Source organism: Rhodanobacter sp. Root561 (assembly GCF_001427365.1).
GTDB lineage: Bacteria > Pseudomonadota > Gammaproteobacteria > Xanthomonadales > Rhodanobacteraceae > Rhodanobacter.
This window is the reverse complement of record NZ_LMGH01000003.1, coordinates 1-14848: the sequence shown is the minus strand read 5'-3', so window position 1 is coordinate 14848 and position 14848 is coordinate 1. Positions and strand designations below refer to the sequence as shown.

At 66.4% G+C, this 14848-nt stretch carries 14 protein-coding genes; 1 reads left to right on the top strand and 13 read right to left on the bottom strand.

Annotation, left to right across the window (positions count from 1 at the left end; translation table 11 throughout):
- Positions 1–7 precede the first annotated feature (7 nt).
- From lipA to ASD55_RS06270, 11 genes are all read right to left on the bottom strand, one after another.
- On the bottom strand, positions 8–1018 hold the full coding sequence (gene lipA, locus ASD55_RS06320) for a lipoyl synthase (RefSeq protein ID WP_056715475.1): 1011 nt from the start codon (positions 1016–1018) through the stop codon (positions 8–10).
- Positions 1019–1027: 9 nt separating this feature from the next.
- Entirely contained in the window at positions 1028–1696 is a 669-nt protein-coding gene (gene lipB / locus ASD55_RS06315; RefSeq protein WP_056764574.1) for a lipoyl(octanoyl) transferase LipB, read from the bottom strand.
- A gap of 157 nt (positions 1697–1853) precedes the next feature.
- A complete protein-coding gene (locus ASD55_RS06310; protein WP_056715468.1) occupies positions 1854–2144 on the bottom strand; it encodes a DUF493 family protein in 291 nt (96 codons plus the stop codon).
- A complete protein-coding gene (locus ASD55_RS06305; RefSeq protein WP_056715465.1) occupies positions 2144–3397 on the bottom strand; it encodes a D-alanyl-D-alanine carboxypeptidase family protein in 1254 nt (417 codons plus the stop codon). The genes ASD55_RS06310 and ASD55_RS06305 overlap by 1 nt, the downstream gene beginning before the upstream one ends.
- A 76-nt stretch (positions 3398–3473) precedes the next feature.
- A complete protein-coding gene (locus tag ASD55_RS06300; protein ID WP_056764572.1) occupies positions 3474–4382 on the bottom strand; it encodes a septal ring lytic transglycosylase RlpA family protein in 909 nt (302 codons plus the stop codon).
- Positions 4379–5389 carry a lytic murein transglycosylase B gene (gene mltB / locus ASD55_RS06295; RefSeq protein ID WP_056764570.1) on the bottom strand — a complete coding sequence of 337 codons (1011 nt, stop codon included), beginning with the start codon at positions 5387–5389 and terminating at the stop codon, positions 4379–4381. Before mltB ends, ASD55_RS06300 begins: the two co-directional genes overlap by 4 nt.
- A 96-nt stretch (positions 5390–5485) precedes the next feature.
- A complete protein-coding gene (gene rodA / locus ASD55_RS06290; RefSeq protein WP_056715458.1) occupies positions 5486–6601 on the bottom strand; it encodes a rod shape-determining protein RodA in 1116 nt (371 codons plus the stop codon).
- The gene (gene mrdA / locus ASD55_RS06285) at positions 6598–8577 is read right to left on the bottom strand and encodes a penicillin-binding protein 2 (protein WP_056764567.1); all 1980 of its coding nucleotides are present in this window, start codon (positions 8575–8577) and stop codon (positions 6598–6600) included. The genes rodA and mrdA overlap by 4 nt, the downstream gene beginning before the upstream one ends.
- Positions 8578–8593: 16 nt before the next feature.
- A complete protein-coding gene (mreD, locus tag ASD55_RS06280) occupies positions 8594–9079 on the bottom strand; it encodes a rod shape-determining protein MreD (protein ID WP_007810444.1) in 486 nt (161 codons plus the stop codon).
- A complete protein-coding gene (gene mreC / locus ASD55_RS06275; protein WP_056764565.1) occupies positions 9076–10023 on the bottom strand; it encodes a rod shape-determining protein MreC in 948 nt (315 codons plus the stop codon). Before mreC ends, mreD begins: the two co-directional genes overlap by 4 nt.
- Positions 10024–10038: 15 nt before the next feature.
- Positions 10039–11085, bottom strand: coding sequence for a rod shape-determining protein (locus ASD55_RS06270; protein WP_007810448.1), 1047 nt, complete (start codon positions 11083–11085; stop codon positions 10039–10041).
- A gap of 275 nt (positions 11086–11360) precedes the next feature.
- Here ASD55_RS06270 and ASD55_RS06265 point away from each other — a divergent pair, with 275 nt between their 5' ends.
- Complete coding sequence (locus ASD55_RS06265; RefSeq protein WP_056764555.1) at positions 11361–12296, top strand: carbohydrate kinase family protein; 936 nt, start codon at positions 11361–11363, stop codon at positions 12294–12296.
- Positions 12297–12354: 58 nt separating this feature from the next.
- On the opposite strand, the gene glpK is transcribed toward ASD55_RS06265, so the two are convergent.
- Together glpK and ASD55_RS06255 are read right to left on the bottom strand one after the other, a co-directional pair.
- Entirely contained in the window at positions 12355–13854 is a 1500-nt protein-coding gene (glpK, locus tag ASD55_RS06260) for a glycerol kinase GlpK (RefSeq protein ID WP_056764594.1), read from the bottom strand.
- Positions 13855–13939: 85 nt separating this feature from the next.
- Entirely contained in the window at positions 13940–14503 is a 564-nt protein-coding gene (locus ASD55_RS06255; RefSeq protein ID WP_056764554.1) for a TIGR00645 family protein, read from the bottom strand.
- Positions 14504–14848 lie beyond the last annotated feature (345 nt).

The following is a 14848-nucleotide window of genomic DNA, read 5'->3' as shown; positions in this document are numbered from 1 at the left end:
GAGGCTCTCAGGCTGTCTCGGTGACACCGGCTGCATGGGCCTGCAGGTCGGCGTGGTAGGACGAACGTACCAGCGGGCCGGAGGCGACGTGATGGAAACCCATCGCCTCACCGGCTTCGCGCAGCATGTCGAATTCTTCGGGGGTCCAGTAGCGCACCACCGGATGATGGTGGGGCGTGGGCTGCAGGTACTGGCCGATGGTGATCATCTCGACGTCATGGGCGCGTAAATCGCGCAGCGTCTCGATCACCTGGTCATACGTCTCGCCCAGGCCGAGCATGATGCCGGACTTGGTCGGCACGTCGGGATGCTGCGCCTTGAAGCGCTTGAGCAGGTCCAGCGACCACTGGTAGTCGGCGCCCGGGCGCACCTCGCGGTACAGGTGCGGCACCGTTTCCAGGTTGTGGTTGAACACATCCGGCGGGAAATCCTTGAGCACTTCCAGCGCCCGTTCCATGCGGCCCTTGCCGCGAAAGTCGGGGGTGAGGATCTCGATCCTGATGTTCGGGCTGGCGTGGCGCGTGGCGCGGATGCAGGCGGCGAAATGTTCGGCACCGCCGTCGCGCAGGTCGTCACGATCGACCGAGGTGATCACCACGTACTTCAGGCGCATGTCGCGGATGGTCTCGGCCAGTCGCGCCGGCTCCAGCGTGTCCGGCGGCAGTGGGCGGCCATGCGCCACGTCGCAGAACGAGCAGCGCCGGGTGCACACCTCGCCCAGGATCATGAAGGTGGCGGTGCCCTTGCTGAAGCATTCGTGGATGTTCGGGCAGGACGCTTCCTCGCACACGGTGACCAGCGAGTTCTCGCGCAGGCGCGCCTTCAGCTGCTGCACCGCGTTGCCCTGGGGCAGGCGCACCCGGATCCACGACGGTTTGCGCAGGGTCGGCACGGCAGTGTCGAAGCCGGCGCGGTTCAGCGCGATCTTGTCGTTGCCCAGCTGCTTTTCACCGGCCGGGGCGTTGCCGACCACGGTGATCGGGATGACCCGGGTCGACGATGTGGGTGATTCGCTCATGTAGAAAGCTCAGACCGCCGCGCGCGCGGGGAGTTCGGGTAATAGGGAAGCTGCAGGCTCGGCGACGAAACCGAACTGGCGACAGAACTGCGCCACCAGCACGTCCTCGACCGTGGCCAGGCTTGAAGGGCCGCCCAAGTCTAGCAGTTGCGTGACCGCCAGATCCTTGTAACCGCAAGGGTTGATGCGGTGAAACGGCTCCAGGTCCATGGCCACGTTGAAGGCCAGCCCGTGGAAGCTGCAACCGCGGCGCACGCGCAGACCCAGTGCAGCAACCTTGGCCTCGTCCACGTAGACACCCGGCGCGCCTTCGCGGCGCGCGGCGCTGACGTTCCAGTGCGCCAGCGTATCGATCAGCGACTGCTCGATCCGGTGGACCAGCTCGCGCACGCCCACGCCGACCCGGCGCAGGTCGATCAGCGGATAGCCGACGATCTGGCCCGGCCCGTGATAGGTCACCTGGCCGCCGCGATCGACCGGAATCACCGGGATGTCGCCCGGCGCCAGCACGTGCTCCATCTTGCCGGCCTGGCCCAGGGTGAACACCGGGTCATGCTCCAGCAGCCACAGTTCGTCGGGCGTGTCCGCGGTGCGGTTGTCGGTGAACGCACTCATCGCCCGCCAGGTCGCCGCGTAGGGCTGGCGACCGAGGCGACGGATTTTCAGCGGCAACGACATGGGGAACCTTGGGAAACGGGAAACGGGAAACGGGAAACGGGAAACGGGAAAGTTGGAGGCGTTGCACAGATAGTCAAGGACGCATGGCAAAACCGAGCCGATCAGCGCAGGGCGGCATGAAAATTGTGCGCCCCACTCCGTTCGCCGATCCCGCCCTTCAATGCGTGTAGCGGATGTCCGGATCGGCGCGCAGCGCGTGATGCGCCGCTTCGTACTGCTCGCGGTTTTCGCAATGGAAGCTGACCGTGACCGAGACGTAGTTGCCGGCGCCGGAGTGCCGGTGCCGCACGGTTTCATGCAGCACGCGCAGGCCGGCGCGCTCCAGCAGCTGCGGCACGTGGCTGGGCAGGTTGGCGCTGGAATTGCCCACCGCGGTGATCTCGAACTCGCCGGGGAATTCGAAGCCCTTGCCTTCCTCTTTCGCCTTGGTGAAGTCGATCGGCTGCATTACTTCGCGTCCGTGCTCTTGGCCGGCACCTCGGCGTCGGCCTTCTTGTCGCTGTGGAACCACAACATGATGCTGTCCCACAGGCGCGAGAAGAAACCGCCCTGCGGTGCATCGGCCAACGCCACCAGCGGCACGTTCTGCACCGGCTTGCCGTCCAGCGTGATGTGCAGCGTGCCCACCTGCTGACCCTTGGTGAACGGCGCGATCAGGGTGGCGGGGATGTCCATGGTGGCCTTCAGCTGGTCGTACTGGCCGCGCTTGACGGTGACTTGCACGCTCTCGTTGACGCCCAGTGGCAACTGATTGGACGCACCCTTCCACAGCTTCGGCGTGGCCAGCGGCTTGCCGGCTTCATACAGCTTGTGGGTCTCGTAGAAACGGAAGCCGTAGTTGAGCAGGGCCATCGCCGAATCGGCGCGCGCCTTCTCGCTGCTTGCACCCATCACGATCGCGATCATCCGCGACTCGCCCTGCTTGGCCGAGGCGGCCAGGCAGTAGCCGGCGGCGGCGGTGTGGCCGGTCTTGATGCCGTCCACGCTGGGGTCGCGCCACAGCAGGGTGTTGCGGTTGTGCTGCTTGATGCCGTTCCACTCGAACTCCTTGATGGCGGAGATCGCGTAGTCGTCGGGGAAGTCGTGGATCAGAGCGCGCGACAGGATCGCGATGTCGTGCGCGGTGGTGTAGTGGTTGGCGATCGGGTAACCGGAGGCGTTCTCGAAGTTGGAGTTCACCATGCCGAGCTGCCTGGCGTAGGCATTCATCAGGCCGGCGAACGCCTGCTCGGAGCCCGCAGTGTGCTCGGCCAGCGCGATCGCCGCGTCATTGCCGGACTGGATGATCATGCCGTACAGGAGGTCCTTCAGCGGCACCTGGCTGTTGAGCTTCATGAAGCTGGTGGAGCCGTCGGTGCCCGCACCACCGCCACGCCAGGCGTTTTCGCTGATGGTCACTGGGTCGGTCATGTGCACCTTGCCATTGGCGACCTCGGCCGAGACCACGTAGTCGGTCATGATCTTGGTGATCGATGCCGGCTCCAGCCTCAGGTCCGGCTCCTTGCTGGCCAGGATCTGGCCGGTGGCGTAATCCATCAGCACCCAGCTCTTGCCGTCGACGTCCGGCGGCGGAGGCACCGGCGCCTCCGGCACCACCGGACGCGGCACCGGTGACGGGCGCGGCGGGGTCTGGGCGACGGCGACGCCGACCAGCAGGGTGACGGCGGCAAGCGGAAGCAGGGTGCGGCGGAAAAAATTCATCGTGTTGTTCAGTCCGGTGTCTGGCGTTCGACGTTGCGGGCGTCGATCAAGGTGGAAAAGGTTGCGCAAATCCTGCTCAGTCTACCGCGACCTGCGGCCGGGGCAGACCCATGCCTTCGATCCGGCTGCTGACCTGGTCGGCGCGATCGACGCTGGCCAGCGGCCCGACCCGCACCCGACGCACGCGCTGGCCATTGATCACCGCGTCGGTGACCTGCACCGCGCCGAGGTTGGCCTGACGCAGACGCTGAGCCAGGCGGTCGGCGTTGTCCGCGTCGGCGAACGCGCCAATCTGCAGGTAGATGCCGGGATGTGAGCCTGTGACCACGGGCGCCAGCGGCAGTTCCTTGCCGGGCCGGGACGGGTCGATGCCCTGCACTTCGACCAGGCCGGTGCCCTTGGGCCAGATGCCGATCTTCACCGCGGCGGCGTAGGACAGATCGATCAGCCGGTTGTCGTGGAACGGGCCGCGGTCGTTGACCCGCACGATCACGCTCTTGCCGGTTTCGAGATTGGTCACCCGCGCATAGCTGGGCAGCGGCAGCGTGGTGCTGGCGGCGCTGAACGCATACATGTCGTAGGTTTCCAGGCTGGAGGTCTTGTAGCCATGGAACTTGTTGCCGTAGAACGAGGCGATGCCGCGCTCGTCGTAGCCGCGCGCGCTGGGCAGCACGCGATAGCTCTTTCCGCGCACGCTGTACGGCGACTTGTTGCCATACAGCGAGCGTGGCTCGACCTTCGGCACCGGCTCGACCAGCTTGCTGACGTCCAGTGGCGGCGGCACGCTGTCTTCGCCGTCGCGGTAGCGGCTGCCCTGCGGCTTGCTGAGGTCGTCCTCGAAGCGGTCGTCACCGGAGGTCCGGGACGGGCTCGACGGCGATGTCCGCGAATGACCGTCGCGATGAGCGGGCTTCGTGCGGTGGCCACCGCACGCGGCCAGCAGCAGGCCCGCCGCCAGCACCAGCGCGACGCGGGCCAGCCTCATCGCGTCGCTTCCGCCGGGCCGACGCCAGCCGCGATGGCCTGCGCCAGCTGGTTCACCGCCATCGCGTACAGCGGGCTGCGGTTGTAGCGGGTGATCACGTAGAAGTTCTGGAAGGTGAACCAGTATTCCGGCCCGTTCGGGCCTTCCAGCGTCTGCAGGCTGCTGGGTTCGGCCGGCGACAGCGGTTGCAGCGGCGCATAGCCCCACGCCTCCAGTTGCTCCAGTGGCCACTTCGGGCTGGTGTCGGTCACCGTGGGCGGTGTTGCCGACGCATCCGGTTGTGCGCGCGCCGCTACCGGACCACCGGTGACCCAGCCGTGCTTCACGAAGTAATTGGCGACGCTGGCGAAAATGTCCGGCAGCGAGTTCTGCAGATCGATATGGCCGTCGTGATCCGCGTCCACCGCGAAATCGCGGATGCTGGTGGGCATGAACTGGCCCCAGCCCTGGGCGCCGGCATACGAGCCGGTGAGCGTGTCCAGCGGGCCGGCCAGGTGGTTGTCCGGCAGGCTCAGCAGTTCCTTCAGCTGTTCGCGGAAGAACTTCGCCCGGGGCGGGTAGTACAGACCCAGCGTGACCAGCGCGTCGAGCACCTTGTACTTGCCGGTGTTGCCGCCGTAACTGGTCTCCACGCCCACGATGGCCACGATGTATTGCGGCGCCACGCCGTACTGCCTGCCGATCTGATCCAGCAGCGCACGGTGCTCGCGATAGAAGGCCACGCCATCGTCGATGCGCTTGTCGGTGAGGAAGATCGGCCGGTAATCCTTCCACGGCTTGCCCTCCGCCGGCCGGCTGATCGCATCGAGGATGCTCTGCTGCATCTTCGCGCCGTCCAGCAGCGCATTCAGCGCCTGCGGACTCTTGCCGGTTTCCCGCGCCACCTCGCGCACCAGTTCGGCCTGGCCGGGATGGGTGGCAGCCAGCACCGGCGTCAGCGAGGCCACCCACAACAGGCTGAGGACGGCGAGAAAACGGGCCGGGCGCGGCGCAGGCGTGGCTGTCATGTTGTGGTTTCGCTCACAGAATTACCATGTCCACGAAAGCCTAACACGCAGGCGCGCGCAACTTCGGGCACGCACGGGACGGTGCGCTGGCGAGGTTCAGAGATGCGTCTTGCGGTTGGCATGGATCGACATCAGCACGCCGAAGCCGGTCAGCAGCGAGACGGCCGAGGTGCCGCCGTAGCTGATCATCGGCATCGGCACGCCGACCACCGGCAGCATGCCGGCGACCATGCCGCCGTTGACGAAGACGTAGACGAAGAAGCTCATGCCGATCGCGCCGGCAAGCAGGCGCGAGTAGGTATCGCGCGCCTCCATCGCGATCCACAGGCAGCGGCCGATGATGAAGGCGTACAAGGCCACCAGCGCGCACACGCCGACCAGGCCGAACTCCTCGGAGAACACCGCGAAGATGAAGTCGGTGGTGTGCTCGGGCAGGAAATCCAGCCGCGACTGCGTGCTGTGTTGCCAGCCCTTGCCGAAGATGCCGCCGGAACCCACCGCGATCTGCGACTGGATGATGTGCCAGCCGTTGCCCAGCGGATCGGATTCGGGATTGAGCAGGGTCAGCACGCGGTCGCGCTGGTACTGGTGCAGGAAGTGCCAGCCGACCGGGATCATGCCGGCGACCGCGCCGACCAGCAGGCCGATCCGCCACCACGCCATGCCGGACAGGAACAGCGCGAACGCGCCGGCTGCCGTCACCAGCACCGCGGTGCCCAGGTCCGGTTGCTCGGCGATCAGCCCGGCCGGGATCGCGATCAGCAGGCCGACCACGGCGATGTCCTTCCAGCCCGGCGGCAACTGGCGCGGGTGCAGGTACCAGGCGACCATCATCGGCATGGTCAGCTTGAGCAGTTCGGACGGCTGGAAACGCATGAAGCCGAGGTCGAGCCAGCGGATCGAGCCGCGCCCCTCGCCGAGGATCGCCACCACCACCAGCAAAGCGGTGCTGCCGCCATACAACCACGGCGTCCAGCTGCGCAGCACCGAAGGCGGGATGCGCGACACCAGCAGCAACAGGCCTGCGCCCAGCACGAAGCGACCGGCCTGGCCGCCGACCAGGGACAGGTGGGCGTCGCCGGCGCTGTACAGCGTGACCAGTCCGGTGATCGCCAGCACGAACAGGCCCAGGGCCAGCGGCAGGTCGATCCGGGGCCGGGTCAGTATCCGCCGCAGGAAGCGCCGGCCACGCGCGTAGAGCACCTCGATCATGGCGTGTCTCCGCTTGAGGTGGCTTGGGCCGGGATGTCCTCGACCTGCTCGTCGTCCGGAACCTCGGCGGGAGCGCTTGCCGGCGCGGCGTTCGACACCGGCAGGCGTTCCGCGTCGGGAATCACGCCACCGTGCGAGGCGAGCCACGCGTCGAGGATCTGGCGGGCGATCGGGCCGGCCGAACTGGCGCCCCACGCACCGGATTCCAGCAGCACGGCCACCGCGATCTGCGGGTTGTCCGCGGGCGCGTAGACCTCGAACCAGGCGCGGTTGCGGCTGGCCAGGTAGGCCAGGTTGCTGCGGTCGTCGTAGGCATTGGTGGTGCGCGAGTAACGCTCTGCGGTGCCGCTCTTGCCGGCCAGGCGGTAGGGGAAGCCGTTCACCAGCGTGCGCCCGGTGCCCCGCTCGCCATACATCACCCGCTCCATGCCCAGGTTGACGGCATCCCAATCGGCCGGCTTTCGAATCACCGACGGTCCGCTGGGCGGGTTGGCCAATGGCTGCAGCGGCGCGTTGACGCCATCGCGGGTCGCCATCACCAGCCGTGGGGCGTAGGGAATGCCATGACCGGCAAAGGTGGCGATCGCATGGCCGAGCTGCAGCGGCGTCACCGCCCAGAAGCCCTGGCCGATGCCGGCGATGACCGTTTCTCCCGGATACCAGGGCTGTTTGGAGTTGGCCGCTTTCCATTCGCGCGAGGGCAGCACGCCGGCCGACTCGCCGATCAGGTCGATCCCGGTCGGCTTGCCGAAGCCGAACTTGGCCATGTAGGCACTGAGCTTGTCGATGCCCATGTCCAGGGCGAGCTTGTAGAAATAGGTGTTGACCGATTGCTCGATCGCGCCGGCCAGGTCCACGCGCCCCACGCCGCCGCGCTGGTCGTCGCGATAGCCGCGGGCCTGGCCGGGAATGTAGAACACGCCGGTGGAAACCACGGTGTCCTGTGGCGTACGCAGGCCGCTCTCCAGGCCAGCCAGGCCGACCAGCGGCTTGACGGTGGAGCCTGGCGGATAGACGCCACGCAGCGCCCGGTTGTAGAGCGGCTTCTCCGGGTCGTTGGTCAACGCGCTGTAGTCGGCCTGGCTGATGCCGTTGACGAACAGGTTGGGATCGAAGGTGGGCACGCTGACCATCGCCAGCACCTGGCCATTGCGCGGATCAATCGCCACCGCGGCGCCGGGCCGACCGGCGAACGCCTCTTCGGCGGCCTTCTGCAGGCGCACGTCGATGCTGAGGTAGAGGTTCTTGCCCGGCTTGGGCGCATGCGTTTCCAGCACGCGCTGGGTGCGACCGTCGGCGTTCACCTCCAGCAGTTCGTAGCCCGGCGTGCCGTGCAGCATGTCTTCGTAGGACCGCTCGATGCCGCTGCGGCCGACGTGGCTGGTGCCCTTGTAGCGGACCGGATCGAGGCGATCCACGTCGTCGGCGTCGATGCGCCCGACATAGCCCACGACATGGGCGAACATTTCGCCCAGCGGATAACGCCGGGTCAGGTACGGCACCACGTCCACGCCGGGGAAGCGCCAGCGATTGACCGCGAAGCGGTCGATCTCGTCCTCGGTCAGGCGCAGCTTCAGCGGCACGCTCTCGAAGCGCCGGCTCTGCCTGAGCTGCTTGTGGAAGGCGTCCAGATCGTCCTGGTCCAGCGGCACCACGTGGCCCAGCTGTTGCAGCAATGCCGGCATGTCCTTGACCTGCTCGGGCACCACTTCCAGCCGGAACGCCGGCACGTTGTCGGCCAGCAGCACGCCGTTGCGGTCGTAGATCAGGCCGCGCGCCGGGGGAATCGCCCGTGGCTTGACCCGATTGTTCTGCGAGCGGGTGACGAATTCCTCGTGGTGCGCCACCTGCAGGAAGGCAAAGCGCACCAGCAGCAGACACAAGCCCAGCAGGATCAGCACGAAGGCAGCCGCGGCGCGACGCCTGAACAGCAGGCTTTCGCCACGCGGGTCCTTGATCGATCGCCGGATCTTCATGTCACTGGTTCATGTCTCATTGAATCCGCAGCCGTGCGCGCAGATCGTCGAGCAGCAGGAACAGGAACGGCCACAAGGCGGCGCCGACGAAGGGCGAAATCCACCAGCTGGCCGGCGGCAGCGAGGCACCGGCCAGCAGCCGCACCAGCAACAGCAGGATGCGGTCGTTCAACAACAGCGCGAGCACGGCCAGCGCCTGCTGCCACATCGGGAAAAAGCGCAGCCGCGAACGGAAACGCAGGGCGATGAAGACCAGCGCGCACAGGCGCAACGCCTGTTCGCCCAGCACCACGCCGTTGAGCAGGTCGGCGCCGAGTCCGATCATGAAAGCCAGCCCCAGGGTGACCCGGTCCTCCGATTCCAGCGACCAGTACAGCAGGAACAGCGCCGGCCAGTAAGGCTTGAACGGCTCCAGCACGCCGGGCAAGGGCACCAGCATCGACAGCAGGGCGAACACCAGGGTGCCGGCAAACCACCACTGGCTCAGACGTTGCCGGCTCATGGCTTCACCTTGCCGGCCGCAGCCGGTGCGCCGACACTGCCGCCAGGCGCCAGCTGGCTGGGCGGGCCCATCGGCTTGACCGGTGCGGGCGGGCCATCGGGTTCGGCCTGGTCATGCAGCAGCAGCACGTCCTCGCTGCGGTCGATGTCCGCCGCCGGCTTCGCCAGCGCGACCAGGAACATGCCGGTGGGTGCCGGTGCCACCGAGCGCACGTCGCCGACCGGGAAGCCGGGCGGGAAGCGGCCACCGAGGCCCGAGGTGAGCAGCTTGTCACCGACGCGCACGTCCGCCGCCAGCGGGATGGTGGGCAGCGCCAGCTCGTCGCCGTCACGGGAACCGTAGGCCACGGTGCGCAGGCCCGTGCGCTCGACCACCACCGGAATCGCATGCGCCGGATCGGTGATCAGCATCACCACCGAGGTGGTCGGCAGAACTTCCTTGACCTGCCCCATCACGCCGTGGGCATCGATCACCGGCTGGCCCGGCCGGACGCCGTCGCGGGCGCCCATGTTCAGGGTCAACTGGTAGCGATACGCGCCGAGGTCCACGCCGATGACCCGCGCCAGTTGCACGTTGAGATCGAGGCTGTGCTGCGTGTCCAGCAATTCCTTCAGGCGCTGGTTCTGTTCCGCCACAGCCGCCATGCGGTTGAGCTTGGCGTTCGCCAGCAGCAGGTCCTCGCGCAGACGCTGGTTCTGTTCGGTAAGACGCTGGCGATCGGCGAAGGCCACGCTCATCGTGCGCACACCGACGGCAGGCAGGCCAGCCAGGCGGTACACCGGCTCGACCACGGCTGACGCGGTGTCGCGCAGCCGCCACAGCCAGCCATTGCGATGGTCCAGCACCATCAGCACCATGGCCAGCGCCAGGTAGACGATCAGCCGCAGGGTTCCCGCGGCATTGCCGGCGAACAGCGGCGAGGATTCGTCGCGCGCACGCGCCATGAGCAGGCTCTCGCCTTATTCGGGTGCGAAGAAGTCGCTGCCGTGCTGATCGATCAGCTCCAGCGCCTTGCCGCCGCCACGCGCCACGCAGGTCAGCGGATCGTCCGCCACCTGCACGTGCAGGCCGGTTTCCTCGGAGATCAGCCGGTCCAGGTCGCGCAGCAGGGCACCGCCACCGGTGAGCACGATGCCGCGCTCGGCGACGTCGGAGCACAGTTCCGGTGGAGTCTGCTCCAGTGCCGACTTCACCGCGGCCACGATGCCGGCCAACGGCTCGTGCAGGGCCTCGAGGATCTCGTTGGAGTTGATCGTGAACATCCGCGGCACGCCCTCGGCGAGGTTGCGGCCGGAGATCTCGATCTCCTTGACGTCGGCTTGCGGGAAGGCACAGCCGATCTGCAGCTTGATCCGCTCGGCGGTGGATTCGCCGATCAGGGTGCCATGGTTGCGACGCACGTAATTGATGATCGCCTCGTCGAAGCGATCGCCTCCGACACGCACGGACTGCGAGTAGACGATGCCGTTCAGCGAGATCACCGCGACCTCGGAGGTGCCGCCGCCGATGTCAAGCACCATCGCGCCACGCGCCTCGTGCACCGGGATGCCGGCGCCGATCGCCGCGGCCATCGGCTCCTCGATCAGGAACACGTCGCGGGCGCCGGCGCCTTCGGCCGATTCCTTGATCGCGCGGCGCTCGACCTGGGTCGAACCGCACGGCACGCACACCAGCACGCGCGGGCTCGGGCGCAGGAAGCGCGACTTGTGCACCTGCTTGATGAAGTGCTGCAGCATCGCCTCGGTCATGGTGAAGTCGGCGATCACGCCGTCCTTCATCGGCCGCACGGTGGCGATATTGCCCGGCGTGCGGCCGAGCATGCGCTTGGCGTCGCCACCGACCGCCGCGATCGTGCGCGGACCACCGGGGCCACGATCCTGGCGGATCGCCACCACCGACGGTTCGTTCAGCACGATGCCCTGCCCACGCACGTAGATCAGCGTGTTGGCCGTGCCGAGGTCGATGGAGATGTCGTTGGAGAAGATCCCGCGAAACTTCTTGAACATGAGTCCGCCGTGGTCCGGCCTGGTTAAAAAGTAAGCTCGCCAGTCTAGTCAGCGTGCCCCGCATGCGCAAGGACAATAACGTTAAGAAATCCTTCTACAACACGACCCTAAGCACGTTTTCTGCGTCGCAGGCTGAGCTTCGGGGATGGCCAGAAAGTCGCCAATCCGGGCGGATGGCGTTAAGATCGCCCCTTTGACCGGGGCCGTCCGGTGCGGCCTGCGCCGTCCCGCGGCGATACGGTTTTCCATTCTCTGCCCAGGGGCTCCCGCGCATCATGTCTGCCGTCATCTGCGGATCGCTGGCCTACGACACCATCATGGTGTTCCAGGACCAGTTCAAGAACCACATCCTGCCCGATCAGATGCACATCCTGAATGTGTCGTTCCTGGTGCCGCGCATGCGACGCGAGTTCGGCGGCTGCGCCGGCAACATCGCCTACAACCTCAAGCTGCTCGGCGGCGATCCGCTGCCGGTGGCCGCGGTGGGTCAGGATTTCGCGCCGTATCGTGCGCACATGGAGCAGTGCGGGATCTGCCTGGACAGCGTGCGCGTGTTCGACGACCAGTTCACGCCGCAATGCTTCATCACCACGGACCTGGACAACAACCAGATCACCGCGTTTCATCCCGGCGCGATGTCCAGCGCCCAGGAAAACCACGTACGCGACATCCCCGACATCGATTTCGCGATCGTGGCACCGGACGGCCGCGAGGCGATGCTGCAGCATGTCGACGAGTTCGCCGCACGCGGCGTGCCCTTCATCTTCGATCCGGGCCAGGCGATGCCGTTGTTCAGCGGCGAAGAGTTCCGCTCGATGATCGCCAAGTCGACCTACGTGATCGTCAACGATTACGAATCGCAGCTGCTGCAGACACGCACCGGCTGGAGCGCCGACGAAATCGCGCAGAAGGTGACCGCTTACATCGTCACCCAGGGCCCGCGCGGATCGGTCATCCACGTCGGCAGCGAGACCCACCACATTCCGCCGGCCCGCGAGCGGCAGATCGTCGACCCCACCGGTTGTGGCGACGCTTATCGCGCCGGGCTGATGTTCGGCATCATGCGCGGCAAGGACTGGCCGACCGTGGGTCGCATGGCTTCGCTGATGGGTGCGCTCAAGGTCGAACATCCCGGCACGCAGAACCAGCGTTTCGGCTACGCCGATTTCGCCGCCGAGTTCCTGGACCAGTTCGGCTACGCGCTCGACTGAAGCCGGCCATCACCGCTTGAAGAACGAGGCCCCGCGCATGCCGCCGGGGCTTCTTTTTTCAGGCCACCCGAAAACCGATGGTGGCATGCACCGCATCGCGCCAGCCCTGGTACAGGCGCTCGCGATCGGGTTCGGCCATCAATGGCTGGAAGCGCTGATCGATCCGCCACAACTTCGCAATCTGCGCACGGTTTTCCCAGAATCCCACAGCCAGCCCTGCCAGACACGCCGCGCCCAGCGCCGTCGTCTCGGCGACCTTCGGACGCAGCACCGGCACACCGAGCATGTCACTCTGGAACTGCGCCATGAAGTCGTTGGCGATCGCTCCACCATCGGCGCGCAACTCCTTCAACGGAATGCCCGCGTCGGCCTCCATCGCGGACAACACATCGCGCGACTGATAGGCCATGGATTCCAGTGCAGCGCGCACCACGTGTTCCTTGCGGGTGCCCCGCGACAGGCCGAACATCGCGCCCCGCACGTCGCTGCGCCAGTACGGTGCCCCGAGACCGACGAAGGCCGGCACCAGGTACACGCCCTCGCAGGAATCCACGCTTTCGGCGCAGGCTTGCGAGTCACTGGCGCATTCGAGCATGCGCAAGCCATCGCGCAGCCACTGCACCACCGAGCCGGCGACGAAGATGCTGCCTTCGAGCGCGTACTCGACGACGCCATCCAGCTTCCACGCCACGGTGGTCAGCAAGCCGTGTCGCGAAGGCACCGCCTGCGTACCCGTGTTCATCAGCATGAAGCAGCCGGTGCCATAGGTGTTCTTGGCCATGCCCGGTTCAAAGCAGGCCTGGCCGAACAACGCCGCCTGCTGGTCGCCAGCCACGCCGCTGATCGGCACCCCGGCCGGCACGCCGGGGAAGGCCACGGTATGGCCGTAGACCTCGCTGCACGAGCGCACCTGCGGCAACATGCTGCGCGGGATGTCCAGCATGCGCAGCAGCTCGTCGTCCCACCGGCCGGTTTGGATGTCGAACAGCAGTGTCCGCGCCGCATTGCTGATGTCGGTGACATGCAGCACACCGCCGCTGAGATTCCAGATCAGCCAGCTGTCGATCGTCCCGAACAGCAGGTCGCCGCGTTCCGCCCGGGCACGGGCGCCAGCGACGTGATCGAGAATCCAGCGGATCTTGCTGCCGGAGAAATACGCATCGATCAGCAGGCCGGTCTTCTCGCGCACCAGTGATGCGTAGCCGTCCGCTTCCAGCTGCTCGCAGATCGCCAGGCTCTGCCGCGACTGCCACACGATCGCGTTGTAGACCGGCTTGCCGGTGTGCCGGTCCCACACCACGGTGGTCTCGCGCTGGTTGGTGATGCCGATGCCGGCCAACATCGTCGCCGCATCCGGCACCCGGGCCAGAACCTCGGCCACCGTCGCCAGCACGCTCGACATGATCTCCTGCGGGTCGTGTTCGACCCAGCCGGACTGCGGAAAGATCTGTCGAAACTCGCGTTGCGCCGATCCGACGACCGCGCAGGCACGGTCAAACAGCATCGCGCGTGAGCTGGTGGTCCCCTGGTCTATCGCCAAAATGTAACGCTGTTCCACCGCACGTCCCTTCACGCGAACCCATCGGTCAAGAGTAGCAACTGGTCTGCGCTATGGGTGGTCGCCGTGATTCGATCGATCGCGCTCAGTGTGCCTCGGCGTGCTTGCCGACCGGCTGGGTCAGCTTGTCGATGTACGCCAGGGCCACCGCCGACACCACGAAAGTCAGATGCAGCAGGATTTGCCACATGATCGTCTCGCCATCCATGTTGCGCGCCTTGATGAACGTGGCGAGCAGGTGGATCGAGGAGATGCCGATGATCGCCATCGCCAGCTTCACCTTCAACACGGTGGCATTCACGTGCGACAGCCACTCGGGCTGGTCCGGATGTCCTTCCAGCCGCAGACGGGAGACGAAGGTCTCGTAGCCTCCCACGATGACCATCACCAGCAGGTTCGAGATCATCACCACATCGATCAGACCGAGCACGGTCAACATGATCGTGGCCTCGGCGCTTTCCACCCCGCCGGCGTCGACGCCGTTGTGGAACAGCGTGGTCGAGACCAGATGCCACAGCTCACGCAGAAACTGCACGACGTAGATGCCCTGGGCCACGATCAGGCCCAGATAAAGCGGAAGCTGCAACCAGCGCGAAGAGAAGATCAGGTACGACAAGGGGCCGAGGCGGCTTGGGTTGGAAGTCGTCATGCGGGTCCGTGATGGGAGGAATCGGTCGATTCTAGCGACCACCGCAAGAAGCTGCGCTCGCGTATTCCATACTGCGGCAATTTGTCCCTCGTGGCGGTGACCTGTTGCGGGGTCGCGACCTGCGATCGCCACAGCAACTGTTCAAACGTCTCAAAGACGAAGGCCTCCCCGATGGGGGAGGCCTTCTAGGGTAAAGCCCCTGGCGGTGACCTGTTGCGGGTCGCGACCTGCGGTCGCCACTGCAGCAGCACCAAAGAAAAACCCCCACCGTTTCCGGTGAGGGTGTTTCAGGATAAAGCCCCTGGCGGTGACCTACTCTTGCATGGCAAAGCCACACTACCATCG